This is a genomic window from Microbacterium sp. GXF7504 (genome assembly GCF_054798235.1).
The window spans coordinates 1-25,476 of sequence record NZ_JBSJZI010000005.1 but is presented as its reverse complement, the minus strand read 5'-3'; the positions used below and the strand labels follow the sequence as shown (position 1 = coordinate 25,476).

The 25,476-nt window shown below is 70.5% G+C and carries 24 protein-coding genes, 2 tRNA genes and 2 pseudogenes; 20 read left to right on the top strand and 8 right to left on the bottom strand.

Annotated features, from left to right (window positions below):
• Window positions 1–59: 59 nt before the first annotated feature.
• The 3 genes from ACWAUO_RS12505 to ACWAUO_RS12495 are packed head-to-tail and all read right to left on the bottom strand — an operon-like array spanning window position 60 to window position 2,646.
• On the bottom strand, window positions 60–914 hold the full coding sequence (locus ACWAUO_RS12505; RefSeq protein WP_460775839.1) for a fumarylacetoacetate hydrolase family protein: 855 nt from the start codon (window positions 912–914) through the stop codon (window positions 60–62).
• Window positions 911–1,369, bottom strand: a complete 459-nt coding sequence (locus ACWAUO_RS12500; protein ID WP_460775837.1) for a YybH family protein — start codon at window positions 1,367–1,369, stop codon at window positions 911–913. Before ACWAUO_RS12500 ends, ACWAUO_RS12505 begins: the two co-directional genes overlap by 4 nt.
• The gene (locus ACWAUO_RS12495; protein WP_460775836.1) at window positions 1,366–2,646 is read right to left on the bottom strand and encodes an FAD-dependent monooxygenase; all 1,281 of its coding nucleotides are present in this window, start codon (window positions 2,644–2,646) and stop codon (window positions 1,366–1,368) included. The genes ACWAUO_RS12500 and ACWAUO_RS12495 overlap by 4 nt, the downstream gene beginning before the upstream one ends.
• 149 nt (window positions 2,647–2,795) lie before the next feature.
• Here ACWAUO_RS12495 and ACWAUO_RS12490 point away from each other — a divergent pair, with 149 nt between their 5' ends.
• From ACWAUO_RS12490 to ACWAUO_RS12480, 3 genes are all read left to right on the top strand, one after another.
• Window positions 2,796–3,842: an amidohydrolase family protein gene (locus ACWAUO_RS12490; protein ID WP_460775834.1), complete on the top strand. Its 1,047-nt coding sequence runs from the start codon at window positions 2,796–2,798 to the stop codon at window positions 3,840–3,842.
• Between the two features lie 152 nt (window positions 3,843–3,994).
• The gene (locus ACWAUO_RS12485; RefSeq protein WP_460775832.1) at window positions 3,995–5,134 is read left to right on the top strand and encodes an FAD-dependent oxidoreductase; all 1,140 of its coding nucleotides are present in this window, start codon (window positions 3,995–3,997) and stop codon (window positions 5,132–5,134) included.
• Between the two features lie 104 nt (window positions 5,135–5,238).
• Entirely contained in the window at window positions 5,239–5,685 is a 447-nt protein-coding gene (locus tag ACWAUO_RS12480; RefSeq protein ID WP_460775831.1) for a MarR family winged helix-turn-helix transcriptional regulator, read from the top strand.
• A gap of 10 nt (window positions 5,686–5,695) precedes the next feature.
• On the opposite strand, the gene ACWAUO_RS12475 is transcribed toward ACWAUO_RS12480, so the two are convergent.
• Window positions 5,696–6,364, bottom strand: a complete 669-nt coding sequence (locus tag ACWAUO_RS12475; protein ID WP_460775829.1) for a GntR family transcriptional regulator — start codon at window positions 6,362–6,364, stop codon at window positions 5,696–5,698.
• A 44-nt stretch (window positions 6,365–6,408) separates the two neighbouring features.
• Complete coding sequence (locus ACWAUO_RS12470; protein ID WP_460775828.1) at window positions 6,409–7,344, bottom strand: LysR family transcriptional regulator; 936 nt, start codon at window positions 7,342–7,344, stop codon at window positions 6,409–6,411.
• A 130-nt stretch (window positions 7,345–7,474) separates the two neighbouring features.
• On the opposite strand from ACWAUO_RS12470, the gene hpaD reads away from it, so the two are divergent.
• The 9 genes and pseudogenes from hpaD to ACWAUO_RS12425 all read left to right on the top strand — a co-directional run bounded on the left by hpaD (window position 7,475) and on the right by ACWAUO_RS12425 (window position 14,693).
• Window positions 7,475–8,470 carry a 3,4-dihydroxyphenylacetate 2,3-dioxygenase gene (hpaD, locus tag ACWAUO_RS12465; RefSeq protein ID WP_460775827.1) on the top strand — a complete coding sequence of 332 codons (996 nt, stop codon included), beginning with the start codon at window positions 7,475–7,477 and terminating at the stop codon, window positions 8,468–8,470.
• A gap of 27 nt (window positions 8,471–8,497) precedes the next feature.
• A pseudogene (locus ACWAUO_RS12460) lies at window positions 8,498–9,199 on the top strand (RraA family protein); the annotation flags it as partial.
• A complete protein-coding gene (locus ACWAUO_RS12455) occupies window positions 9,196–9,939 on the top strand; it encodes a dienelactone hydrolase family protein (protein ID WP_460775825.1) in 744 nt (247 codons plus the stop codon). The pseudogene ACWAUO_RS12460 and the gene ACWAUO_RS12455, both read left to right, overlap by 4 nt.
• Complete coding sequence (locus ACWAUO_RS12450; protein ID WP_460775824.1) at window positions 9,932–11,146, top strand: MFS transporter; 1,215 nt, start codon at window positions 9,932–9,934, stop codon at window positions 11,144–11,146. The genes ACWAUO_RS12455 and ACWAUO_RS12450 overlap by 8 nt, the downstream gene beginning before the upstream one ends.
• 91 nt (window positions 11,147–11,237) lie before the next feature.
• The gene (locus ACWAUO_RS12445; RefSeq protein WP_460775822.1) at window positions 11,238–12,200 is read left to right on the top strand and encodes a hypothetical protein; all 963 of its coding nucleotides are present in this window, start codon (window positions 11,238–11,240) and stop codon (window positions 12,198–12,200) included.
• Between the two features lie 46 nt (window positions 12,201–12,246).
• Window positions 12,247–13,041, top strand: a complete 795-nt coding sequence (locus ACWAUO_RS12440) for an inositol monophosphatase family protein (RefSeq protein WP_460775821.1) — start codon at window positions 12,247–12,249, stop codon at window positions 13,039–13,041.
• Window positions 13,042–13,260: 219 nt separating this feature from the next.
• Window positions 13,261–14,454, top strand: coding sequence for a M23 family metallopeptidase (locus tag ACWAUO_RS12435; RefSeq protein WP_460775819.1), 1,194 nt, complete (start codon window positions 13,261–13,263; stop codon window positions 14,452–14,454).
• Between the two features lie 70 nt (window positions 14,455–14,524).
• Window positions 14,525–14,596 (top strand) — tRNA-Thr (locus ACWAUO_RS12430).
• 23 nt (window positions 14,597–14,619) lie between these two features.
• Window positions 14,620–14,693: transfer RNA gene (locus ACWAUO_RS12425), tRNA-Met, on the top strand.
• Window positions 14,694–14,784: 91 nt separating this feature from the next.
• Here ACWAUO_RS12425 and ACWAUO_RS12420 read toward each other — a convergent pair.
• Complete coding sequence (locus tag ACWAUO_RS12420) at window positions 14,785–15,138, bottom strand: metalloregulator ArsR/SmtB family transcription factor (protein ID WP_460775817.1); 354 nt, start codon at window positions 15,136–15,138, stop codon at window positions 14,785–14,787.
• 85 nt (window positions 15,139–15,223) lie between these two features.
• On the opposite strand from ACWAUO_RS12420, the gene ACWAUO_RS12415 reads away from it, so the two are divergent.
• From ACWAUO_RS12415 to ACWAUO_RS12405, 3 genes and pseudogenes are all read left to right on the top strand, one after another.
• A complete protein-coding gene (locus tag ACWAUO_RS12415; RefSeq protein WP_460775816.1) occupies window positions 15,224–16,540 on the top strand; it encodes an NAD(P)-binding domain-containing protein in 1,317 nt (438 codons plus the stop codon).
• A pseudogene (locus tag ACWAUO_RS12410) lies at window positions 16,537–17,043 on the top strand (GNAT family N-acetyltransferase); the annotation flags it as partial. The gene ACWAUO_RS12415 and the pseudogene ACWAUO_RS12410, both read left to right, overlap by 4 nt.
• Before the next feature lie 12 nt (window positions 17,044–17,055).
• A complete protein-coding gene (locus ACWAUO_RS12405; RefSeq protein WP_460776229.1) occupies window positions 17,056–17,442 on the top strand; it encodes an arsenate reductase ArsC in 387 nt (128 codons plus the stop codon).
• A 48-nt stretch (window positions 17,443–17,490) separates the two neighbouring features.
• Here ACWAUO_RS12405 and ACWAUO_RS12400 read toward each other — a convergent pair whose 3' ends face one another.
• The gene (locus ACWAUO_RS12400) at window positions 17,491–17,865 is read right to left on the bottom strand and encodes an SdpI family protein (protein WP_460775814.1); all 375 of its coding nucleotides are present in this window, start codon (window positions 17,863–17,865) and stop codon (window positions 17,491–17,493) included.
• A gap of 30 nt (window positions 17,866–17,895) precedes the next feature.
• Window positions 17,896–18,876 carry a LacI family DNA-binding transcriptional regulator gene (locus tag ACWAUO_RS12395; protein WP_460775813.1) on the bottom strand — a complete coding sequence of 327 codons (981 nt, stop codon included), beginning with the start codon at window positions 18,874–18,876 and terminating at the stop codon, window positions 17,896–17,898.
• A 91-nt stretch (window positions 18,877–18,967) separates the two neighbouring features.
• On the opposite strand from ACWAUO_RS12395, the gene rhaI reads away from it, so the two are divergent.
• The 5 genes from rhaI (at window position 18,968) to ACWAUO_RS12370 (ending at window position 25,408) form a co-directional block, all read left to right on the top strand.
• Window positions 18,968–20,134 (top strand): L-rhamnose isomerase, encoded by a 1,167-nt coding sequence (rhaI, locus tag ACWAUO_RS12390; RefSeq protein ID WP_460775811.1) that lies wholly within the window; start codon window positions 18,968–18,970, stop codon window positions 20,132–20,134.
• Between the two features lie 26 nt (window positions 20,135–20,160).
• Entirely contained in the window at window positions 20,161–22,197 is a 2,037-nt protein-coding gene (locus ACWAUO_RS12385) for a bifunctional aldolase/short-chain dehydrogenase (protein ID WP_460775810.1), read from the top strand.
• Window positions 22,194–23,609 carry a rhamnulokinase gene (locus ACWAUO_RS12380; RefSeq protein ID WP_460775808.1) on the top strand — a complete coding sequence of 472 codons (1,416 nt, stop codon included), beginning with the start codon at window positions 22,194–22,196 and terminating at the stop codon, window positions 23,607–23,609. The genes ACWAUO_RS12385 and ACWAUO_RS12380 overlap by 4 nt, the downstream gene beginning before the upstream one ends.
• 15 nt (window positions 23,610–23,624) lie before the next feature.
• On the top strand, window positions 23,625–24,869 hold the full coding sequence (locus ACWAUO_RS12375) for an alpha-hydroxy acid oxidase (protein WP_460775807.1): 1,245 nt from the start codon (window positions 23,625–23,627) through the stop codon (window positions 24,867–24,869).
• 131 nt (window positions 24,870–25,000) lie between these two features.
• Window positions 25,001–25,408 carry a RidA family protein gene (locus tag ACWAUO_RS12370; protein WP_460775805.1) on the top strand — a complete coding sequence of 136 codons (408 nt, stop codon included), beginning with the start codon at window positions 25,001–25,003 and terminating at the stop codon, window positions 25,406–25,408.
• The last annotated feature ends 68 nt before the right edge of the window (window positions 25,409–25,476 follow it).

Below are 25,476 nucleotides of genomic sequence, written 5' to 3'. Positions count from 1 at the left end.
GAGCGTTCTTCCGTCCTCGCGTCGTTGCGATCGTGTGCGACATCGTATGTGATCCCAGATCAAATGTCATCGGCGATGATGCGGTTCTCGATGAACCCGAGGCCCTCGATCTCCGAGCGCACCACGTCGCCGACACGCAGGAAGTTGCCGGTCGGTGCCGCGATGCCCTGCGGCGTGCCGGTCAGCAGCACGTCGCCCGGCATGAGCGTCATGACGGTCGTGAGGTATTCGATCTGCTCGTAGACGTCGTAGATCATGTCGTCGGTCACGTGGTCCTGGCGCACCTCGCCGTTGACCGTGAGCACCATCCGCAGGTTCAGCGGGTCGGCGATCTCGTCGTCGGTGGTCAGCCACGGGCCGATGGGGCCGTGGGTGTCCCACCCCTTGCCGAGGATGAAGGTGGGCGACTTCTTCTGCAGCCAGTCGCGGACCGAGATGTCGTTCGTGACGACGTAGCCGGCGATCACGTCACGCGCGTTCTCGCGGGAGACGCGGCGACACTGCGTGCCGATGACGACACCGAGCTCGATCTCGTAGTCGAGCGCGTCCGAGATCGCCGGCTTCACGACGTCGCCGAACGGGTCGTTGAGGCTCGAGATCTGCTTGTTGAACCACAGCTGGCTCGTCGGGGTCGCGATGCCGGCGGCGGCGGCCTCCTCGGCGTGCTCCTTGTAGTTCATGCCGATCGCCAGCACCTTCTGCGGGTCGTCGATCGGGTTGCGGAGGGTCACCTCGTCGAGTGCGTACGAGGGGCCGGATGCCGCGGCCAGCGCCGGCTTCAATTCCTCGAGCCGCGGCAGGATCGCGCGCAGCGACGCACCCCCTGCGGCGTCGGTGACGTCGACGACGCGATCGCCGTCCACCCGGCCGAGGCGGACCTCTGCGTCTGCGACCTGGAAGCGTGCGAGCTTCATCTCTTCTCCTGGTTCGTCTCTTCTGCGGCCTGTTCGGAGGGGAGCTTGCCCCACACGCCTTCGCTGATCGGGGTCATCTGGAAACTCACGAAGCGCCAGGCGCCGTCGGCACCGCGATGCAGCACCTGGGTCACCCAGCCCGAGAGCGTGCGCTCGCCACCGCCGGGTGCCCGCATCCGGTTCGTGAGTTCGCCGGTCATGACGGCGACGTCGTCGAAGACGCGGATCTCGAGGTCGCCGCGGGTGATCTCGAGGTAGGGCCGCCGGGTGTCGGTGTGCTCGAGCAGCATCTCCTTGGTGTGGCGGATGCCGGCGGCGTGGATGTGGACGAGCGAGTCCTCGAACACCTCCGCGAGCGCCTCGAGGTCGACCGCGACGAGCGCGGCCTGGCGACGGGCCTCGACCTCGAGGATCGCGGCGCGCGTCTCGTCCGTGGGGGAGCTGTCGGCGGTCATCGGGCGACCTCGGCCTCCCAGGTGCGGAACCCCGTCGCCTCCGACGCGTCACGGCCGGGGCGCGGCGCGCCGACGAGCGCGTGGTACTTGCTGAAGATCTCGTCGGCCTCGGCGAGCGGCAGCACGTCCTCGATGTCGTCGAACGGCTTGCCCTCGGAGCGCTCGGCGACGATGCGGCGGATGACCTCGTAGCCCTCGCCCCGCATGTTGAGCATGATGCGGTTGACCGGCTCGCGACGGATCGCGTCGTAGGCGACGAAGGCGGCGTGCGGGTCGTCGGGGTGCGCCGCGAGCTGCTCGACGAGCACGCGGCCGTCGATCATCGCCTGCGTGATGCCGTTGCCGCCGCGCGGGTACATCGCGTGTGCGGCGTCGCCGAGCAGGGTCACCCGGCCGTCGACCCAGTTCTCGAGCGGCTCGTGCCGGATGAGCGGGAACATGTACACCTCGCGCGCCTCGCGCATGAGGCGCTGCACGTCGAGGAACGGGATGTCGACGGTGTCGTACAGCGGGATGACCTCGCTGATGTCGCCGATCTGGTTCCAGTCCTCGATGCTCTCCTCGCCGTTGGTCTCGGCCACCCAGTTGACGAGCGTCTTGCCGGTGCCCTCGAAGTCGTCGGCGATCGGGTAGACGATCATCGACGAGATGTTCGGGTCGCCGATGTGCAGGATCGTGTGCCCGCCCCGGAACGGCTCCATGAGGGTCGTACCGCGCCACATCGTGATGCCGGAGAAGTGGGGCTCGGCCATCTCCGGGAACATCTGCCTGCGGATCGCCGACTTGATGCCGTCGGCGGCGACGACCGCGCCGTGGCGCACCTGCTCGGTGCGGCCGTCCTCGTAGGCGATGCTGAGCGTGACGCCGTCGGCATCCTGCTCGTAACCGGTCACCCGTGCGCCGAGCTTCACCGCGTCGGCGCCCAGGCGCTCGAGCACGACCTGGTAGAAGAGCATCTGCAGCCGGCCGCGGTGCACGAAACGCTGCTCGTGCACGTACCCGGCGTGCACGCCGCACTTCTCGGCGTAGATCTCCTGGCCGTAGTGGTTGAAGAAGATCGAGTCCTCGGCGTCGACGGAGATCGCGCGGAACTCCTCGAGCAGGCCGAGGTCGTCGATCTCGGCAGTGCCGACGGTCTTGATGTCGACGCCGACGCCGAGCGGCTTCAGCTCCGGCACCACCTCGTAGATGGTCGGGCGGATGCCCTGCTTGTGGAGGCGGAGCGCCGTGAGCAGACCCGCGGGTCCGGCGCCGACGATGGCGATGTCGGTGGTCATGTGTCCTCGCTTCATTCCCGTGCCACGGGTCCGAGGGGATCCGCTCGGCCCTGAGCTGCGCATCATCATACGCGAAATCACACACGATTCCACACACGAAATCGACGAAGACTCGTATGCTGGGTCACGCAACCAACGAAGGAGCACCCATGCCGGTCGTCGACATCAACATCCACCACCTCCCCGAAGACCTGTTCACGAACGAGAAGATCCTCAACGGATTCCTCGACTCGGCGCCGCGCGGGTTCGGGGAGATCGCCAGCGTGATCACGATGGAGAGCGGCAAGAAGCAGCTCATCCTCGAGAAGCCCAAGGGGCACCAGAACCTGAACTACGTCGAGGGCGACTACTCCACGGAGTCCAAGCTCAAGGCGATGGACGAGGCCGGCGTCGACTACGGCATCATGCGCGTGCCGGTCTGGCAGGAGTGGCTGGGCCTGGAGACCTGCCGTGCGGTCAACGACAACGCCGCGAAGATCGTCGAGGAGTCGAACGGTCGGCTGTTCTCGACCGCGTGCGTGCCGCCGTGGGGCGGCAAGGAGTACATCTACGAGCTCGAGCGCTGCCTCGACATGGGCGCGGTGGGCGTGCAGCTCGCGTGCCACTACGGCCAGCTCTACCTCGACGACGAGGTCTTCGAGCCGTACCTCAAGGTGCTCAACGAGAAGAACGTGCCCGTCATCGTGCACCACACGCCGCTGCCGGTCGAGTGGCGCTCGGTCATCGACTACACGAACCTGCGCCGCGAGTTCGGCCGGATCATGGACCAGGGTGTCGCGGTCGGGCGCGAGCTGTTCAGCGGCATGTTCGACAAGTTCCCGAACCTCAAGTTCATCCACACCATGTTCGGCGGCAACTGGTTCGCGAACGCAGCGCTGCTCACACCCCACAAGCCGGTGAAGGCCGAGGCGATGAACCGGCTCGACCCCACCGGTGGCGAGAAGATCAAGCAGTACCTCAACGAGAACATCTTCTTCGACATGACCCACCCGCACTCGTGGGGCAAGGCCCAGGTGGAGGCCGCCGTGGAGGTCAGCGGCGCCGACCACCTGCTGTTCGGCTCGTCGTTCCCGGTCTTCTACTCCTGGATGAGTCAGGGTGTGGAGTTCGTCAAGCACGAGCTCGACGTCACCGACGAGCAGCGCGAGCTCATGCTGTACGGCAACGCCAAGCGCATGTTCAACCTCCCCATCTGATCGCGGTGTCCGGGGCGCCTCGGCGGCGCCCCGGACATCTCCCCGCGGAAAACTGTTGACAGCGTCACCACATATAGGTACATATATATTTACCAATATGTGTTCTGCTCGATGGCCGAGCGGAATCTACGAGGAAGTAGGCGGTACAACACATGACCCTGCAATCGGTTCTCGTCGTCGGCGGTGGCATCGGCGGACTCTCCACCGCGATCGCGCTTCGGCAGAAGGGCTTCGAGGTCACGGTCCTCGAGCGTTACCCGGACCTGCACGCGTCGGTCTTCGGTGTCGGCATCATCCAGCCCGGCAACGCGCTGCGTGCGCTCGACATGATCGGCTGCGCCGACGCCTGCATGGAGGCCGGCTACACCGCCAAGCAGTGGGGCCGGATGCTGGACGCTGAGGGCAACCACCTCCGCGACATGCCGGGTGTCCGGATCGAGGGCGCCGACCTGCCCCCGCTGAACGGCATCACGCGTCCGAAGCTCCACGAGATCCTCACGGCGCGCGCGGTCGAGGTCGGCGCCGACATCCACTACGACGTCACCTTCGAGCGGCTCGTCGAGGATGCGGACTCGGTCACCGCGACCACGACCGACGGCCGCACCTTCACCGCCGACATCCTCGTCGGGGCCGACGGCGTGCGCTCCAAGGTGCGTCAGTACGTCTTCGACGGCACGGTCATGGAGCCGGAGTACATCGGCCAGTCGGCGTTCCGCATGAACATGCCGCTGCTGCCCGAGATCGACTGCATCGTGCTGCAGGGCGACGACCAGGGCATGGCCGGCTACGTCCCGATCGGGCCCGACCTGGCGTACATGTTCTACAACGCGCACATGGGCACGCACGAGCGCATCCCGGACGACCAGCTCGCTCCGCGGCTGCGCGAGTACCTCGCGCGCTTCGGCGGGCTCACCGCCCGTGTCCGCGACGAGTTCGTCACCGACGACGCCGAGATCGTGCTGCGTCCCGAGGAGTCGATGGGCACGCCGCGGCCGTGGCACAAGGGCCGTGTGGTGCTGATGGGCGACGCCGTGCACGCCATCACGCCGCACCTCGGTCAGGGCGCCGCGCAGGCGATCGAGGACGGTGTGGTGCTCGCCGAGGAGCTCGCCGCCCAGGGCGACGACCTCGAGGCGGCGTTCCTCACCTACACCGACCGCCGGTTCGAGCGCTGCAAGCTCATCGTCGACACCTCGCTCGCGATCGGCGAGTGGGAGATGGGCCGCAAGCCCGGCTTCGACAACGTCTCGGCGACCATCCACGTGCTCGACGTCATGGCGCAGCCGCTCTGACGCGGATCTCGGACGACACGGCGGTCCGGCCCCGACCCGGGGCCGGACTGCCGTGCATCCGGCGGCATGCCATGCTGGTGGGGAAGACGAAGGAGCCCGACGCCATGCCGGACAGACCGGACACCCCGCTCGCAGTGATCCTGCGCGAACTGGCGTGGACGATCCACAAGCGCAGCCCCGACCGGGCGGGTGTGGGGCCGCTGCCGACCATCGAGGTCGCGCTGCTGAAGCAGATCGTCGACAGCCCCGGGTCGACCGTGGGGGAGCTCTCCACCGCGCTCGGCCTGCGGCAGCCGAACACGAGCGCGGCGCTCCGCGACCTCGTGGACCGGGGCCTCGTGGCGCGCGTCACCGACGAGCGCGACCGGCGCACCGTGCGGATCGAGCCCACCGAGCTCGGTCGCACCGAACACGTGGAGATCGCCGGCGCGTGGGCGAACGACGTCGCCACGGCGCTCGAGCAGCTGCCCGAGGCCGACCGTGCGGCGCTCGAGGGGGCAGCAGGCGCACTGGCGTCGCTTTCGCGCATCGTGCGCGGCGCGGCGTCCTGAAGCCCGCGACTCAGGGGCGGACGACGCCCTCGGCTTCGAGGGCGTCCTCGTGGCGGGCGACGGCCTCGAGCGTGTTGAGCTGGTGGGTGCGCATCGCGGCCTCGATGCGTTCGCCCTCGGCGCCCTGCTCGATGAGGTCGAGGAGGTCTTCGTGCTCCGCGATCGACGCGAGCGGGCGTCCGGGCGCATAGAAGTAGCTGGTGCGCCGGACCATGTCGAGCCGGGTCCACTCGTTGCGCACGAGGTCGACCAGGTGGTCGTCGTCGCACTTGATGCAGATGAACTCGTGGAATTGCCGGTTCAGCGCTCCGAAGCGCGCGAGGTCGAACTCCTGCAGCGCGACCTCCATCTCGCGGTCGAGCGAGCGGGCGTGCGCGATGTCGTCGGCGGTGAGCTGCGGCGCCGCGAGCGCCGTCGCGAGCCCCTCGATACGGGCGAGGAGGCGCATGGTGCGACGCCAGGCGTAGGTGTCGAAGGTCTTCACCACCGCGCCCACGTTGGGGATGATCTCGACCCAGCCCTCTGCCTCGAGGCGGCGGAGCGACTCGCGCCACGGCACGGACGAGATGGAGTGCTCACGGCCGAGCTGGTCGATCACCAGGCGCTGACCGGGGTTGAAGGTGCCGTCCATGATCCGTTCGCGCAGGATCTGATACGCCTGTTCGGACTTCGTCGCCATGCCACCTCCTCACCTCGTGGACCGCGCGTCGACAACGGTCGGAACTATCGTATAGAAGATCGCACACGATCCGGCGGTCGTGTGGAGAGGACGCGCCGGAGCAAACCGGCGAGCGTCGCGTCGCGTGCGGCCCCCGGACGGGTGAGCACGAACGCGCGCAGCGGGCGCGGTGCCGGCTGCAGCTCGCGGACCGTGAGGCGGAAGCGCGCCAGGCTCGCGCCGTCGGGATCGGGCAGGATGCCGCAGGCCAAGCCGGCCTCGATGAGCGGCACGCTCGCCTGGATCGTGTGCTCGGTACGGATCTCGGCGGGCACGACGCCGTGACGGAGCAACGCCTCGTCGACGGCCTCCGGCAGGCTCGGCACCGCGGCGGTGCGACGGGGGAGCACCATCCGCCGCCCGTCGAAGGCGGCGAGCGGGAGTGGATCGGGTGCGTCGTCTTCCTCCGGCGGAAGTGCGGCGACGAGCGGGATCGCGCCCCAGTCCACGAGCTCGAACTCGTCGCGATGCTGCGCGGCGAACCGGCGGGGATCGGCGACCATGACCGCCACGGCGTCGACGCTGCGCTGACGGAGCATCTCGATCGCCTGCCACGGGGGCGGATCGAGGAGGCGGACGTCGACGTCGGGCGCCTGGTCGGCCTGCAGCCGCAGGAGCGCCGGGATGCGATGCCACATGAGCGCGGGGACCGCCGCCAGGGTGAGGGTCCCGGTCACCCCCGCACCATGGCGCCGCAGCTTGTCGCCGAGTTCGTCGACGTCGGCAAGGATGCGCGTCGCACCGTCGAAGAGGCGCCTACCGGCGGCCGTGGGCTCCACACCGCGCGCCGTGCGCGTGAGCAGCGGCACCCCGAGTTCCTCCTCCAGGCGCCGGACCGCGACCGACAGCGACGGCTGCGCCAGGTGCAGCGCCGTGGCGGCGGCGGTGAGCGAGCCGGCGCCCACGACCGCGACGAAGTACCGCAGCTGCCGAAGCTCCATAGCGCAAACCCTAGCGAGTCGCGAAAGGCATAGGGCAGAACTATGGCACGTCAAGGTGATCGGGGCTGCCGTCGGCGTCGCGGACCTGCGAGCCTGAACGAGCAGGACACCCGATCGAGAGGAGCCGGCGATGCTGCCGACCACGAACCCGCAGCCCCCGTTCGCCCTGACCCGTGCGAGCCACGTCCGGATGCAGGTGACCGACCTCGAGGCGTCGCGCGACTTCTATCGCGACGTCATCGGACTGGTCGTCACGGAGGAGACCGACGACGCGGTGTACCTCCGCGGTTGGGAGGAGGTCGCGCACCACAGCCTCGTGCTCGAGCGCGGCGACACCGCCAAGGCGCTGCAGATCGGCCTGCGGGTGCGCACCGACGAGGACATCGTGAAGGCCGAGCGCTTCTGCAAGGACGCGGGCCTCACGTACGAGCGGGTCGAGCTGCCGCACCAGGGTCCCACGCTGCGGTTCGTCGACCCGGTGGGCACGCACATGGAGCTCACCTCGTCGATGAGCCTCGAGCAGCGCCGCCACCAGGACTTCGCGTCGTTCGTCGCCGGTGCCCCGCAGCGTCTCGACCACTACCAGGTGGTGACGTACGACGTGCAGACCGCGACCGACTTCTGGGCCGGGCTCGGCATGCGGATGGCGGAGTTCACCGCGACCGACGGCACCGACGAGCTGTGGGGCAGCTGGCTCGAGGTGAAGGGGAACACCCACGACCTCGTCTTCACGAACGGCCGCGGTCCGCGCCTCCACCACTTCGCCTACACGGTGCCGGACGCGACCGCCCTCATCCACGCGGCCGACGTCGCGGGCGACCTCGGCTTCGGTGACGAGATCGACCGCGGCCCGGGCCGCCACGGCATCTCCAACGCGCTCTTCCTCTACCTGCGCGACCCCGACCAGCACCGGATCGAGCTGTTCACCACGCACTACCAGTTCATCGACCTCGAGGACGAGCCCATGCGCTGGGACCTCTCCAACGCCGCGCGCTCGCAGCTGTGGGGCATGCCCGCCACCCGCCGCTGGTTCTTCGAGGCGAGCGAGTTCCCGGGCGAGCCGGTGCGCGACCCGCTGCTGCAGGCGTCGCCCGCGACGCTCGAAGACGTCCTCGGCATCCACTGAGCGGCACGGACGCATCGGATGACGACACTCGATCCCCAGGTGCGGGCACTCCTCGAGCGCACCGCCGTCTCCACCATCAGCAGCGCGTTGCGCAAGCGCGGACACGTCGACGTCTTCGTCGACGGCGTCACGCCGAGCCGACCGGGTGCGCGCATGGTCGGCGTCGCCCGGACGCTGCGCCTGCTCCCGTACCGGAAGGACCTCTTCGAGACGCACGGCGGCGGGTACAACGCGCAGAAGCAGGTGATCGACGCGCTCGGCGCCGGCGAGGTGCTCGTCGTCGAGGCGCGGGGTGTGCGTGACGCCGGCACGATCGGCGACGTGCTGGCGACGCGCGCCAAGGACCTGGGTGCGGCCGGAGTGGTGACGGACGGGGCCGTCCGCGATCTCGCGCCCGTCGCCGAGATCGGCCTCCCCGTGTTCAGCCAGGGCGGGCACCCGGCTGTGCTCGGGCGCCGTCACGTGCCCTGGGAGTACGACGTCGCCGTCGCCTGCGGCGGCGCGGCCGTGCTCCCGGGCGACGTCATCGTCGGCGACGACGACGGGGTCGTCGTGATCCCCGCCGCGCTCGTCGCGGAGGTCGCCGTCGAGGCCGAGGCGCAGGAGCGCGAGGACGCCTGGGTGGCGGGACAGGTCGCGGCGGGCAACGCCGTCCGGGGCCTGTTCCCGCCGAACGAGGAGTGGCGGCGGCGGTACCGCGAACACGCAGTCGAGGAGGAGACCCGATGACCGGGTGGATCGCACGGGACGTCGAGTACACGCACGGTGACACCCGGATGCGGGGACTCCTGCTCGCCGCGCCCGGGGCCGCATCCGCCCCCACCGTCGTCGTCATCCACGACGCGTTCGGGCTCGGCGGCTTCTCGCTCGCCGAGGCGGAGCGGTACGCCGACCTCGGGTACACCGTGTTCGCCGCCGACGTGTGGGGCGACCGCGCGACCCTCGCGAGCCCCGACGAGATCGGACCGAAGATCGGCGGGCTGGTGGGCGACCGCGGCGAGTGGATGGCGCGGCTCGCTGCCGCCCGCGACACCGCCGCCGCACAGCCCGAGGTCGACGGGGACCGGATCGTGATGGTCGGGTACTGCTTCGGCGGTGCGTCCGCACTCGAGTACGCCCGCGGCGGCGGGCAGGTGCGCGGCGTCGTGGCGATCCACCCCGGCCTCGACCTGTTGGAGCCCGGGGCCGAATGGACCCCGCGGGACGACCTCGACGTGCTGGTGTGCGTCGGTGCGATTGACCCGATGGCCACGCCCGCGCAGCGCGAGTCGTTGCTGTCGGCGATGGATGCGGCCGGGGTCGGGTGGGAGCTCGACCTCTACAGCGGCACCACGCACGCCTTCACGAACCCGCAGCTCGCGGACTCGCCGAACCCGGCGGTCTTCGCCTACGAACCGCGCAGCGCCGGTCGCTCCCAGCGTGCCACGAGCGCCTTCCTCGCAGAGGTCCTCCCGGCGCCGCATGGCTGAGTCCGGGCGGTCGCGTCCGGCGCTGACGCCGGCGATGTTCGCGGTGCTGGCGATCCTCACCGCGCTCGCGCCGCTGTCGATGGACATCTACATCCCGTCGCTGCCCGCGATGCAGGCCGATCTGGGCGGCGCGGACTGGCTCGCACAGGGCAGCATCACCGGGTGCCTGCTCGGCATCGCGCTGGGGCAGCTCGTCTGCGGTCCGCTCAGCGACCGGCTGGGGCGCCGCCCGGTCATCCTGGTCGGCGTCATCGGCTGGACCGTGACCTGCGCGCTGTGCGCGCTCGCGACCGACCCCGTGCTGCTCGTCGCGATCCGCGTCGTCGTCGGCGTCTGCGGTGCGGCCGGCATCGTGGTCGCACGAAGCATCATGCGCGACGTGTCGGACGACCCGCACCAGGTCGCCTCCCGCGTCGGGCTGCTCTCGACCGTCACCGCGATCGCCCCGGTGGTGGCGCCGGTGCTCGGCGCCGGCATCGCGGTCGTGGGCGGGTGGCGGGGCGACTTCGTGGTGCTCGCGGCCTTCGGCGGGATCCTGAGCCTGGCGTTCGCGCTGACCGTTCCCGAGACGCTGCCCGCCGACGCGCGCGTCGCGGACCGGGGGATCGCTCGCGCCCTGGTGCGCGGACTCCGCGACCGCGAGCTCGCGTGGGTGACGGCCGGCATGCTCGCGTACGGGATCGGGTTCTACGCCTACGTCGCCACGACCGCGTTCGTGGTGGAGCGCGAACTCGGGTATCCGCCGATCGTGTTCGCACTCGTGTTCGGCACGAACGCCGCCGCCATGTTCGTCGCGAACCTCTCGTTCCGCCGGATCGTGCGGCGGCTGCATCCCTCCGGACCGCTCGCGGTGGGGCTGCTGGTGAGCGCCTGCGGCGGACTGCTCGGGCTGGTCGCGGCGCTGTCGGGGCTCCCCGACGGCGTCCTGTGGCTGGCATCGACCGTCTTCGCCGCCGGCGCGGGCTTCGTGCTGCCGGCCACCCACGGCTGGGGACAGAGCGTCGCGGTCGCCAGCGGCGCCGCATCCGCCCTCACCGGCGCCGCGCAGTTCCTCGGCGGTGCGCTCGGCTCGCCCCTTACCGGTGTCATCGGCATCGGTGCGACCAGTCTCGCCGCGGTCGTCCTCGCCGGGTCGGCGTGCGCACTCGGATGCTGTCTGCTGGCGCGGGCGGCGATGCGGCGCCGCGCCGCACCCGCGTCCCGCTGACACGTTTTCACATCGGCACCGGCGCATCCGCCGCCCTGCGTGTCAGGATGGGCGATGCGGGCGCATGCCCGCCGGAGGGGGAGGTGCCGAGATGACCGGACCGGAACAGCCGACCGCGACACCGCAGTCGGACTCGTCGAAACTCGTCCGCTGGGCGATCTGGGTCGCCATCGGGGCGCTCATCGCCGCGGCGATCGTGAGCGTCGTCTGGGTGCTCATCGGCTCGCAGAACGACATCATCGGCCGGGCGTTCATCACGATCTTCCTGCTCGCCGGCTTCGCCGGTGCGGCGATCCTCGAGGCCCACCTCGCACCGCGCCGACCCGACTGGTTCACCTTGCTGAGCATGACGAGCTGGGTGCTCGCCCTCCTCATCGGCGCGTTCCTCACCTGGGCGCCCGCCGGCTACGACTCCTACGGCTTCGAGGGCATCACGAGACTGCTCTCGTTCCTGCTCATCGTCCTCATCCTCCAGCTGACCGTGCTGCACATCCGGCTCTACACGAAGGCGATGGCGCACCGGCCCACGACGTTCAATCGCACCGTGGGGTACATCACCCTCGGCCTCGTGGTGCTGCTCGCGGTCATGCTTATCTCGCCGCTCATGCTGCACGAGTGGGTGAGCTTCCACGACATCTACTGGCGTGTGGTGGTCGCCGTCACGATCCTCGCCGCCCTCGGCACGGCACTCGTGCCGCTCGTGAACCTCCTGTTCGCCCCGCGCCGACCGCGCCCCGTGGTGGCGGCGGCGCCGGCATGGCCCACCTACGCCGACGGCGTGACGCCGCTGCCCGTGCTGCCCGACGGCACCCCCGACTGGAACGCCTACTACACCGGCTACCCGACCTACGCCGCGCCGACGCACGCACCCTCGCCCACCGCGCAGGCCGCGTACGCCCCGCATCCGTCCGACGGACCCGTGATCACCCCGTCGGAGCCCGCCGTGCACCCGGACGCCGCGGCGCCGCAGCCCGACGCGGCCCCGCAGCAGCCAGGCACCCCCTCCGGGTACGAGGGCTATCCGCCGCCCCCGCCGCTTCCGCCGCGTCCCTGACGCCGCCGCAGCGGCCGGGCTCCTGACGCGCCGGTAGCGTGGAGCCATGACCGCAGCCCCCGCCGATCTGCTCCAGCTCGCCGTCGACATCGCCCGGGAGGCCGGCGCGCTCGCCGCCGCCCGCCGGGCCGCCGGGGTCTCGATCGCGGCGACCAAGTCGGCGGTGGCCGACATCGTCACCGAGGCCGACCGCGAGGTCGAGGCGCTCATCCGATCGCGGCTCGACGCCGCACGGCCCGACGACGGGTTCCTCGGCGAGGAGTCCGGTGCCGGGGTGTCCCGCAGCGGACTCACGTGGGTCGTCGACCCGATCGACGGCACCGTCAACTACGCGTTCGGCATCCCGGCGTATGCGGTGAGCATCGCGGTCGTGGCGGGCGAACCCGCCCCCGGCACCTGGAACGCGTTGGCCGGTGTGGTCTACAACCCGGTCACCGACGAGTGCTTCCGGGCCGCCCGCGGCGAGGGTGCCTGGCTCGGCGACGCCCGGCTCGCCGTCACCCGGGACGCCCCCGCGGGCGCGCTGCTCGCCACCGGGTTCGGGTACGACCCCGCCACCCACGCCGGCGACCTCGCCCGCGTCGCCAAGGTCATGCCGATGGCGCGCGACCTGCGCCGGATGGGAGCGGCCTCGCTCGACCTCGCCTTCGTCGCCGCGGGCCGCCTCGACGGCTACTTCGAGCGCGGCCTCCACCCCTGGGACCACGCGGCCGGGGCGTTGCTCGTCGAGGAGGCCGGCGGCCGTGTCGGCGGCATCGGCGGAGGACCCATGGGACGTGCCATGACGATCGCCGCGGGGCCCGTGGTCTTCGACCGGCTCGTTTCCCTCATCACGGAGTGAATCCCGTACATGGCATTCTCAGGTGAGGGCAGGTAGGGTTTATCTGTTTGTTATCTTCGGCGTCCCGAACCGAAGTGACGGGCAACCCGATCCGAGACCCTTGTCGCGTCGCGACACGAACCGAGGCGAATCAGAGTTTTGACTTCCGCACAGACCCCGGCTGAGAGCGCTCCTTCGCGCCGCAGCCGCCGCTCCGCTCCCGTCGTGGAGGCGCAGCAGGTGTCGGAAACTCAGCCTGACGCGATGGATGCGGCCGTGCTCGCCGCTCCCGCCGACGTGCGCCCGCCGGCCGTCCCGCTGACCCGCCGCCAGCTGCGCGAGCTCGCCGCTCGCGAGGCCGCCGTGAAGCCCGTCTCCGCCCCCGCCGAGCCAGCGCTCATCGTCGAGTCGGTCGACACGGTGACCACGCCGATCATTGACTCGACCGCATCCGAGCCGGAGGCGGTCGTCGTCGAGTCGGTGGCGCAGGAGTCCGTGGCCGAGGAGGAGTTCGTCGAGGCCGTCCGCGCCGACGGGCGCGCCGTCGTCGACGAGTTCGAGGCCGCCGCCCGGCTCTTCTCCTTCACCGGCGAGACCCCCGTCCAGGTCGCCGCCGCCGCGATCGTCGAGGACGAGCCGGTGGCCGAGACCGCACCCGCTGCGGCTCCCGCACCGAAGCGCGGCCGGTCGTTCATCCGCGGTGGGGGCCTTCGGCGCCTCACCGCCGCATCCGCCTCGATCGGGGCGATGGGTGTCGTCGGCCTCCTCGCCGTCGGCATGACCACCCCCGCCGAGGCCGTCGCCGCCGCATCCGGTGCCAGCCCCGTGGGCACCGTGTCGCTCGCGTCCGACGTCTCCGCCGACGAGGACGAGCTGCAGGCGTACGTCGTCCCGTCGACGGCCGAGCTCGCGAGCCTCGACCGTGCCGACTACGGCACGGCCACGACCGCGTCGCTGGCTGCCGAGCAGGGCATCAGCAACTACTCCACGTTCTTCACCAACAACCCCAACGCTGCGATCCAGTGGCCCTTCGCCGTCGGCGTGCCGATCACGTACGGCTACGGCTGGCGCAGCGGTGCGATGCACGAGGGCGCGGACTTCGTCCCCGGGCAGGGTGCGCACGTGCAGGCGATCGCCGCGGGCACGGTCCGTATCGCGACCGAGAGCGGCGGCGCGTTCGGGGTGACGGTGCTCATCGACCACATCATCGACGGCAAGCTCGTCTCCACCCGCTACGGCCACATGCTCTACGGCTCGCTGCAGGTGAAGGTGGGCCAGACGGTCACCGCCGGCCAGTACCTCGGTCGCACCGGTGACACCGGTCGTTCGTTCGGCGCGCACACGCACGTCGAGGTGCTCGAGAACGGCACGACGGCGATCGATCCGATCGAGTGGCTGCGGTCCAACGCGGGCCGTATGAGCCTGGACGGCTGAGGCCGTCTCGATTTCTTGAGAACGCCGAAGCTCTGGTATTCTCGTTGAGTTGCCCGGTGACGGGCAGCACGCCCCGATAGCTCAGTGGCAGAGCACTTCCATGGTAAGGAAGGGGTCGTCAGTTCAATCCTGACTCGGGGCTCGAAGCATCCACGGATGCTGCGCGGCAGGGTAGCTCAGTTGGTGAGAGCGCACGACTCATAATCGTGAGGTCGCGGGTTCAAGCCCCGCTCCTGCTACAGAACAAACCCCCGGTTATCCGGGGGTTTTCCGTTCCCGCACGGCGCGTGTCGGGTCCGGGGGGGGCGTGCCGCCCGTTCGGTCTCGGGGTCAGATGGCGAGCAGGCTGGAGACGTCTGCGAGGGCGTTCGGCCGGAGCCGGTAGTACGCCCAGGTGCCGCGCTTCGATCGGGACAGGAATCCGGCCTCGGTCAGCACCTTGAGGTGGTGGGACACCGTCGGCTGGGACAATCCGACCGGCTCGGTCAGATCGCAGACGCACGCTTCCTGATCGGCGGATGCGGCGACGATCGACAGGAGCCGGAGGCGGGTGGGGTCGGCAAGCGCTTTGAGCCTCGTCGCCGTGCGTTCCGCGTCCGCCTGACTCATGGGTTCTTTCGCGAAGGAAGAGCAGCAAGCGTCGCCGGGCGCGGACACATCGGTGAGCTTGAGCGCGGTGGGCATGCATCGATGCTAGTCGATATTGACATCGATCGATATAGAGATGGATACTCGACATCGACGCTCATCGATATTCAGGAGACCCTCCATGACGTTGCTCGACCTCACGCCGAGAGTCCCGGTCGCGGACCGCTTGTCCGGGCTGCCGGTGGTCATCATCGGAGCGGGACCCGTCGGGCTCGCCGCCGCCGCGAACCTCGTGGAGCGGGGGATCGACTTCGTCGTCCTGGAGGCCGGTGAGGACATCGCCGCGTCCGTTCGGGCATGGGGGCACACGCGGCTCTTCTCGCCGTGGCGTCACCTCATCGACCCCGCGTCGCGCCGCCTCCTCGCCGAGTCCGGTTGGGTCGAACCGGACGAGAGCCGCGTGCCGACCGGCCGGGAACTGGTGGACGCGTACCTCGCGCCGCTGTCCCGACTCGACGCGATCGCGCCCTGCATCCGGTTCGGTGCACGCGTCGTCGCGGTCACACGGGAGGGCATGGACCGGACCCGCACCGCGGGCCGGGAACAGGCCCCCTTCGCCCTCCGTATCGAGGCCGCCGACGGCACGGTGAGCGAAATCACCGGCCGAGCGGTCATCGACGCATCCGGCACCTTCACGACGCCGAACCCGCTGAACTCCTCAGGGCTCGAACCCCTCGGTGCCGAGGCATGGGCGGACGCGATCCTCCCGGCGCTCCCGGATGTGCTCGGCGCGGACCGCGCCCGCTTCGCGGGACGCCGCGCCACTGTGGTCGGCGCCGGTCACTCCGCCGCGAACACCCTCATCGCGCTCGCCGAACTCGCGGAGACCGAGCCCGGGACGCGCGTGACCTGGCTGATCCGGAACGCGTCGGCCGTCCGCGTCTCGTCCGCGGCCGGAGACGAACTCGCCGACCGGGCACGGCTCGGCTCCCGTGTCGACCGTCTCGTCGACGACGGCGTCATCGTCAAGCTGGACTCGTTCGAGATCCGCGACGTCACTCGCGGCGACCGCGGTGTCCGGCTGCTCGGTTCCAGGAACGGCGCACCCGCGGCCCACGAAACCGATCTGGTGGTCAACGCGACCGGGTTCCGTCCCGACCTCGACATGCTGCGCGAGGTACGCATCGCGCTCGACGAGATCGTCGAAGCGCCGGTGCGCCTCGCGCCGCTCATCGACCCGAACCTCCACTCGTGCGGCACCGTCGCACCCCACGGGTTCGCGGAGTTGCGGCATCCGGAACCCGGCTTCTTCATCGTCGGCATGAAGTCCTACGGTCGCGCGCCCACCTTCCTCCTCGCGACCGGATACGAGCAGGTACGCTCCGTCGCGGCCTGGCTGGCGGGTGACATGGCGGCCGCGACGCGGGTGCAGCTCACGCTCCCCGAGACCGGGGTCTGTTCCACCGACCTCGCCGGTTCGACGTCATGCTGCTCATGACCACGATCCGCGAGATGACGGCCGAGGACTGGCCGCAGGTCGAGGCGATCTTCGCGGCGGGGATCGCGGGCGGCGAGGCCACCTTCGAGCGCACCACGCCCACTTGGGCGGCGTTCGACGCCGGCAGGATCCGCGAGGGGCGACTCGTCGCGGTCGACGACGCAGGCGACGTGGTCGGTTGGGCCGCCGCATCGCCGGTCTCGACACGAGCCGTGTACCGCGGCGTCATCGAGCACTCCGTCTACATCGACCAGGCACAGCAGGGGAGAGGGATCGGTCGAGCCCTGCTCACCGCCTTCGTCGACGCGGTCGAGGACGCCGGATACTGGACCATCCAGTCGAGCATCTTCCCCGAGAACACCGCGAGCCTCCGCCTGCACGAGCGGCTCGGGTTCCGTGTCGTCGGGACACGGCAACGCATCGCCCGCTCCACCCTCGGACCACACGCCGGCCAGTGGCGCGACACCGTCCTCGTCGAACGACGCTCGACCCGGAACGGCTCGCCCAGACCCACCGTGCTGTTCGTCTGCGTTCACAACGCCGGGCGATCCCAGATGGCCGCCGGCTACCTCACCGCACTCGCCGGCGATCGCATCGACGTGCGCTCCGCCGGTTCCGAGCCGCGGGACCGGATCAATCCCGTCGCCGTCGAGGTGATGCGCGAGGAGGGCATCGACCTCACTGGCGGCATCCCGACGCTGCTCACCGCCGATGCGGTCAAGACCTCGGACATGGTCATCACCATGGGATGCGGCGACGCGTGCCCGGTCTTCCCGGGGAAGCGCTACGAGGACTGGCAGCTCGACGACCCCGCGGGACAGGACGCCGACACCGTCCGCCGCATCCGCGACGACATCCGCGCACGCGTCGAACACCTCGTGCGTGAACTCCTGCCACAGTGATGCACGCGGCCGAGTGGTTTGCGCGGGAACCCTCGCAGCGCGTGGACGTTATTCGTCGGCGGCCGTCGCCGCATCCGCCGCACGACCGCCGACCACGGCGCCGTACCCGGCGCACGCGATCATTATGATGGCCGCGGTGACCGCGATGACGGCGATTGCGGGCGCCGGGGCGGGCACCGGGAGGATCACGACGCCCGCGGCGATCGCCACGATGCCGGCGGCTCGCGTCGGGCGCTCCGCGCGGACATGCGCCGCGTGCCACGCCTCGTCGCTCGCGAGCGTGCGGCGGGTGCGGATCCCGGCGAGCTGGTTCCGTTTCAGGCGGCCGGACGCTCCCGCCCGTGCCAGCCACAGCATGAGCACGCCGGCGCCCCCGAGCGCCACGAAGAGGATGAGCCGTGCGGCGAGCATCTCGGCGTCCATGTCCGCCACCCTAACCCGGCGCCGTGATGGTCAGGCGGACTCGCGCACCACGAGCTCGGGGCGCAGCGTGACCGCTGTCGGACCGTCGCCGGGGGAGAGCAGCAGATCGACCGCGCGTGCGCCGATCTCGTCCGCGGGTTGACGGACCGAAGTGAGCGGGACGACGGCGGATGCGGCGAAGTCGATGTCGTCGTACCCGATCACGGCGACATCGTCCGGCACCCGCGCGGCGCCCGACATGTGGAGTCCCTGCAGCACGCCGAGGGCGAGGAGGTCGTTCGCGGCGAACACCGCGTCAGGGCGCTCCGCCGGGGCGAGCGCGGCCAATGCCTCCGCGGCCCGTCGCCCGCCGAGGACCGTCAAGTCCGTCGGCTCCAGCACGTCGAGCCGCAGGCCGTGCGCTTCGGCGGTCGCGCGCGCGCCGGCGAAGCGGCCCGCGATCTGCCGCACCGACATCGGTCCGCCCACGAACGTGACGTGCCGACGCCCGATGGTGAGCAGCCGCTCCATCGCTGCACGCCCACCCGCGGCGTCGTCCACCGTGACCGTCGGAAGGCTCGCATCGCCGCCGTGGGCGTCGACCAGCACCACCTGCGTGCCCCTGGCGGCCAACTCACCCGCGTGCGGGTTCTCGGGGGAGAGGGGCGCGACGAGGATGCCGAGGGCGCGCTGCCGCTCGAACAGCGAGAGGTGCGCGACCTCCTGCTCGTGGTCGCCGCGGCTGTCCGCGACCAGGACCGTCAGGCCGGCCTCGGCCGCCCGGTCCTCGGCGGCCCGTACGAGGGCCGCGTAGAACGGGTTCCGGAGGTCCTGCACGATCATGCCGATGCAGCGGCTCCTGCCGGCGCGCAGCTGTCGGGCGGCGTCGTTCGGGACGTACCCGAGCCGGTCGATCGCCGCGTGGACGCGGTCGACGGTCGCGGGCGTGACGCGGTCGGGCCGGTTGAGGACGTTCGACACCGTGCCGACGGAGACCCCTGCGGCGACGGCGACGTCCTTGACGCTGACCATGGCATGCCTCTCGGTTGACTTCGCCTGCCATCGGATCGTAGCATTTGAACGATTCAATGAAACGTTTCATAGGGCGAAGGAGCGGGTCGAAATGGTGGAATTCACGGCACAGGTGCAGCACGCCCTCGCCGGGCAGGGGATCGAGCTGCCCAGCTGGGCGTTCGGCAACTCCGGGACGCGGTTCCGCGTGTTCCCCACCGCGGGCACCCCGCGGGACCCGTTCGAGAAGATCGCGGATGCGGCGGTGGTCCACCGGCTGACCGGCCTCGCGCCGAGCGTGGCGCTCCACATCCCGTGGGACGAGGTCGACGACTACGGCGCCCTCCGTCGTCACGCCGAGGACCTCGGTGTGCGCCTCGGCACGATCAACTCCAACACGTTCCAGGACGAGGACTACAAGTTCGGTGCCCTCACGCACGAGGACGACCGCATCCGCCGGAAGGCCATCGACCACCACCTCGAGTGCATCGAGGTCATGCATAAGACCGGGTCGCGGGATCTGAAGATCTGGCTCGCCGAGGGATCGAACTACCCGGGACAGACCGACATGCGCGCCCGGCAGGACCGCCTGCACGAATCCCTCAGCGAGATCTACGCCCGCCTCTCCGGCGAGCAACGGCTCGTGCTCGAGTACAAGTTCTTCGAGCCTGCGTGCTACCACACCGACGTTCCCGACTGGGGGACGTCCTACGTGCAGGTGAGTGCGCTCGGCGACCGCGCGATGGTCTGCCTCGACACCGGTCACCACGCGCCCGGGACCAACATCGAGTTCATCGTGATGCAGCTCCTGCGCCTCGGCAGGCTCGGATCGTTCGACTTCAACTCCCGCTTCTACGCCGACGACGACCTCATCGTCGGCGCCGCCGACCCGTTCCAGCTCTTCCGCATCCTGTTCGAGGTCGTGCGCGGCGGCGGGCTGAACAACCCCGACGTGGCCTTCATGCTCGACCAATGCCACAACGTGGAGGCGAAGATCCCCGGGCAGATCCGCTCCGTGTTGAACGTGCAGGAGATGACCGCGCGCGCCCTGCTCGTCGACCGCGAGGCGCTCGCCGCCGCGCAGTCGGCGAACGACGTGCTCGGTGCGCACGGGGTGTTCATGGACGCCTTCTCCACCGACGTACGTCCGGCGCTCGCCGAGTGGCGCGAGGGGCGCGGCCTGCCGGCCGACCCGATGGCCGCCTACGCCGCATCCGGATACCAGCAACAGATCGAAGCCGACCGTGTGGGCGGCGCACAGGCCGGCTGGGGCGCCTGACGCCCCCTACCGAGGAGATCCACGACATGACCAACCCAACCGCCGCGGCCCTCATCGCCCGGAGCAACCGCCTCGGGGCCGACCCGAGGAACACGAACTACGCGGGTGGCAACACCTCCGCCAAAGGCACCGACATCGACCCGGTCACCGGCGAGCCCGTCGAACTCCTCTGGGTCAAGGGGTCCGGTGGCGACCTCGGCACCCTCACCGAGCAGGGCCTCGCCGTGCTGCGGCTCGACCGGATGCGCGCACTCGTCGACGTATACCCCGGCGTCGAACGTGAGGATGAGATGGTCGCGGCGTTCGACTACTGCCTCCATGGCAAGGGCGGTGCCGCCCCGTCGATCGACACCGCCATGCACGGCCTGGTGGACGCCGCGCACGTCGACCACCTGCATCCCGACGCAGGGATCGCGATCGCGACCGCCGCGGACGGTGAGCAACTCACGCGCACGATCTTCGGCGACAAGGTCGTCTGGGTGCCGTGGCGGCGTCCCGGCTTCCAGCTCGGCCTCGACATCGCCGCGATCAAGGCGACGCACCCGCAGGCGGTCGGCACCATCCTCGGTGGCCACGGCATCACCGCCTGGGGTGAGAGCTCCGACGAGGCCGAGGCCAACTCGCGATGGATCATCGAGACCGCCGCCGCCTACATCGCCGAGCACGGCGCCCCCGAACCTTTCGGCGCGTCCCGGCCCGGATTCGAGGCGCTGCCGGAACCCGAGCGTCGGGCGAAGGCCGCAGCCCTCGCGCCGACGATCCGAGGGTTGGCATCGACCGACAAGCCCATGGTCGGCCACTTCACCGACACCGACGTGGTGCTCGACTTCCTCGCCTCGGAGAAAGCCCCCGCCCTGGCCGCGCTCGGCACGAGCTGCCCCGACCACTTCCTGCGCACCAAGGTCAAGCCGATGATCCTCGACCTGCCGGCCACGGCAGGCGTCGAAGAGTCCATCGCCCGGCTGAAGGAACTCCACGACCAGTACCGCACCGAGTATCGGGCCTACTACGACGCACACGCCACCGCGGACAGCCCGGCGATCCGAGGTGCAGACCCGCTCATCGTGCTCGTGCCCGGTGTCGGCATGTTCAGCTACGGCGCGAACAAGCAGACGGCCCGTGTGGCGGGTGAGTTCTACGTCAACGCGATAAACGTGATGCGTGGCGCAGAGGCGCTCTCCACCTACACCCCGATCTCGGATGCGGAGAAGTTCCGCATCGAATATTGGGCGCTCGAGGAGGCGAAGCTCCAGCGGATGCCGAAACCGAAGAGTCACCGGGGGCGCGTCGCATTCGTCACCGGCGCCGCATCCGGCATCGGCAAGGCGATCGCCACGCGACTTGCCGCGGAAGGCGCGTGCGTGGTCGTCGCCGACCTCGACCTCGCCACGGCGCAGGCCGCGGCGGCGGAACTCGGGGACGCGGACGTCGCGATCGGCGTCGCGGCGAACGTCGCCGATGCCGGCGCCGTCCAGGCCGCGATGGACGAGGCCGTGCTCGCCTTCGGCGGCGTCGACCTCGTCGTGAACAACGCCGGGCTGTCGCTGTCCAGGCCGCTGCTGGAGACGACCGAGGCGGACTGGGATCTCCAGCACGATGTCATGGCCAAGGGGTCCTTCCTCGTCTCGAAGGCAGCCGCGCAGATCCTCATCGAGCAGGGCATGGGCGGTGACATCGTCTACGTCTCCTCGAAGAATTCGGTCTTCGCCGGTCCGAACAACATCGCGTACTCCGCGACCAAGGCCGATCAGGCGCACCAGGTGCGGCTCCTCGCGGTCGAGCTCGGTGAGCACGGCATCCGGGTGAACGGCGTCAACCCGGACGGGGTCGTGCGCGGCTCCGGCATCTTCGCCTCCGGCTGGGGTGCGAACCGCGCCGCCACCTACGGCATCGCGGAGGAGGACCTCGGCGCGTTCTACGCGAAGCGCACGATCCTCGGCCGCGAGGTGGTCCCCGAGCACGTCGCGGATGCGGTGTTCGTGCTCACCGGTTCGGAACTGTCCCGCACGACCGGGCTGCACATCCCGGTCGACTCGGGCGTCGCCGCGGCATTCCTCCGATGACCGGTGCGGTCGCCGCCGTCGACCTGGGGGCGACGAGCGGCCGCGTCATCGTCGGACGTGTCGGGCGCCACGTGCTCGACACGACCACGGTCGCACGGTTCCCGAACGATCCGGTCCATCTGCCCGACGGGCTGCACTGGAACCTCGTCGGTCTGTATGGGCAGGTGCTCGCCGGCCTTCGCACGGCGCTGCGAGATGCCCCGGACCTCGCGGGCATCGGCGTCGACTCCTGGGCGGTCGACTACGGGCTCGTCGGCGGGGGACGCCTGCTCGGCACGCCGTACCACTACCGTGACGACCGCACCGTCCGCGGTGTCGAGGCCGTGCATGTGATCGCGCCGCACGCGGAACTCTTCGCGCGCAACGGCCTGCAGTTCCTCCCGTTCAACACGCTCTACCAACTCGCGGTCGAGGACGCGGCACTCCTCGAGCTCGCGGACCACGCGCTGCTGGTGCCCGATCTCATCGGGTACTGGCTGACCGGGGCGGTCCGCACCGAACGGACCAACGCCTCGACGACGGGGCTGCTCCGCGCCGGCCGCGCCGAATGGGACGCCGAGCTCATGGCGCGACTCGGCATCGACCGGCGCCTGCTCGCCCCCCTCATCGAACCCGGCGAGCCGCTGGGGCCGCTCCGCGGCGATGTGCGGGCGCTCGTCGGTGCGAGTGATGGGGTGACGGTGACCGCCGTCGGCTCGCACGACACCGCATCCGCCGTCGTCGCCGTCCCGATGACCGACGGTCACGCCGCGTACATCTCGTGCGGTACGTGGGGGCTCGTCGGGGTCGAGGTGGATCGCCCCGTCCTCACCGACACCGCGAGGGAGGCCGGGTTCACCAACGAGGGCGGCGTCGACGGGCGCACGCGCTTGCTCCGCAACGTCATGGGGCTGTGGATGCTGAGCGAGACCGTCCGCGGGTGGGAACGGGAGGGAGACCGGATCGACCTGCCCGACCTGCTCCGGGCGGCCGAGGCGGTCACGGACGAGGTCCCGCTGCTCGACGTCGACGATCCCCGGTTCCTGGCGCCGGGTGACATGCCCGCCCGCATCGACGCATGGTGCGACGAGCACGGTCTCGCCGCGCCCCGAAGCCGGCCGGCGTATGCGCGCAGCATCGTCGAGTCGCTCGCGCAGGCATTCGCCGACGCGGCGCTCGAGGCCGCACGCGTCGGGCGGGTCGACGTGCGCGTCATCCACATCGTCGGCGGCGGTGCGCTCAATGAGCTGCTGTGTCGGCGCATCGCCGACCGCTCCGGCCTGCCCGTGCTCGCCGGTCCGGTCGAGGCGACGGCTCTCGGCAACATCCTCGTCCAGGCGCGCAGTGCCGGACTCGTGTCGGGCACGCTCGAGGCGCTCCGCGACCTCGTGACACGCACGCACAGCCCACGCCGCTACGCTCCCCGGGCATAGAGAGAGAAGGAACCCATGGTCACGCGTCAGCTGCCCAACCCCGCCGAGCTCCTGGAACTCATGAAGTTCAAGAAGCCCCAGCTCAACGGGAAGAAGCGCCGACTCGACGCCGCGCTCACGATCGCCGATCTGCGCGCGATCGCGAAGCGCCGCACACCGAAGGCGGCCTTCGACTACACCGACGGCGCCGCGGAGGGGGAGCTCTCACTCGCCCGCGCCCGCCAGGCGTTCCAGGACGTCGAGTTCCACCCCGACATCCTGCGTCCCGCGACCGACGTCGACCTGTCGTGCGAGATCCTCGGGGGTCCATCGGCACTGCCGTTCGGCGTCGCCCCCACCGGATTCACCCGGCTCATGCAGACCGAGGGGGAGATCGCGGGCGCAGGCGCAGCCGGTGCCGCGGGTATCCCGTTCACCCTGTCGACGCTCGGCACCACCTCGATCGAGGCGGTCAAGGCCGCCAATCCGAACGGCCGCAACTGGTTCCAGCTGTACGTCATGCGCGACCGCGAGATCTCCTACGGGCTGGTCCGCCGGGCGGCCGCCGCCGGGTTCGACACCCTGCAGTTCACGGTCGACACCCCCGTCGCCGGTGCCCGCCTGCGCGACAAGCGCAACGGCTTCTCGATCCCGCCGCAGCTCACGCCCGGCACGATCCTCGACGCGATCCCGCGCCCCTGGTGGTGGTTCGACTTTCTCACCACCCCCAAGCTCGAGTTCGCGTCGCTCTCGAGCACCGGCGGCACGGTCGGCGAACTTCTGGACGCCGCGATGGACCCCACGATCAGCTACGACGACCTTGAGGTCATCCGCGGGATGTGGCCGGGGCGGATCGTCGTCAAGGGCGTGCAGAACGTGCCGGACGCCAAGCGCCTCGTCGACCGCGGCGTCGACGGAATCGTCCTGTCGAACCACGGTGGCCGGCAGCTGGACCGCGCACCGATCCCGTTCCATCTGCTGCCCGAGGTCGTCCGCGAGGTGGGGCGCGATGCGACCGTGATGATCGACACCGGCATCATGAACGGCGCCGACATCGTCGCCGCGGTCGCCCTCGGCGCCAAGTTCACGCTCATCGGGCGTGCGTACCTGTACGGGCTGATGGCCGGCGGTCGAGCGGGCGTCGACCGGACGATCGCGATCCTCCGGAGCGAGATCGAACGGACGATGAAGCTCCTCGGCGTCTCCTCGCTCGCCGAGTTGGAATCGCGGCACGTCACCCAGCTGGAGCGACTGGTCCCTCGCGCCCGGGACCTCGGCTGACCGGCCGTCGGGGCGGAGGCACGGATCGCCTGTCGCGAACTGCTGCCCGACGCAGCATCGAGTGACAGGGAAACGGATGCGGAACCCCGACGGCCCGCCACCCTGACCCGGCGCCGTGGCAGGATGCCGGGATGACCGGTGCCGTCCGACTCATCCGATCTGCGAAGCTCAGCGGCGTCGCGGAGTACGCCTACGCCGCATCCGTGCGTCCGGGCGCGCGACTCGTGTTCCTCGCCGGCGCATGCCCGCTGGACGCCGACGGTGCGACGGTCGGTGTCGGCGACGTGCGGGCGCAGGCTCGGCAGTGCGTCGCCAACCTCGTCGAGGCGCTCGCGGACGCCGACGCCACGCTGCAGGACGTCGCATCGACCCGCGTGCTCGTCGCGTCGACCCGGCGGGACGACCTCGTGGCGGCGTGGGAGGTCATTCGCGACGCCTTCGGCGACCACGACGTGCCGAGCACGCTCATGGGCGTGACCGTCCTCGGCTACGACGACCAGCTGGTCGAGCTCGAGGCCGTCGCCGCCGTGCTCGACTGATATGTAGGGCTTTCTGTCAAGTGGGCAGGGTGAAGCGCCGCCGGGCTGGCTGCTCGGCGGCGCTTCTT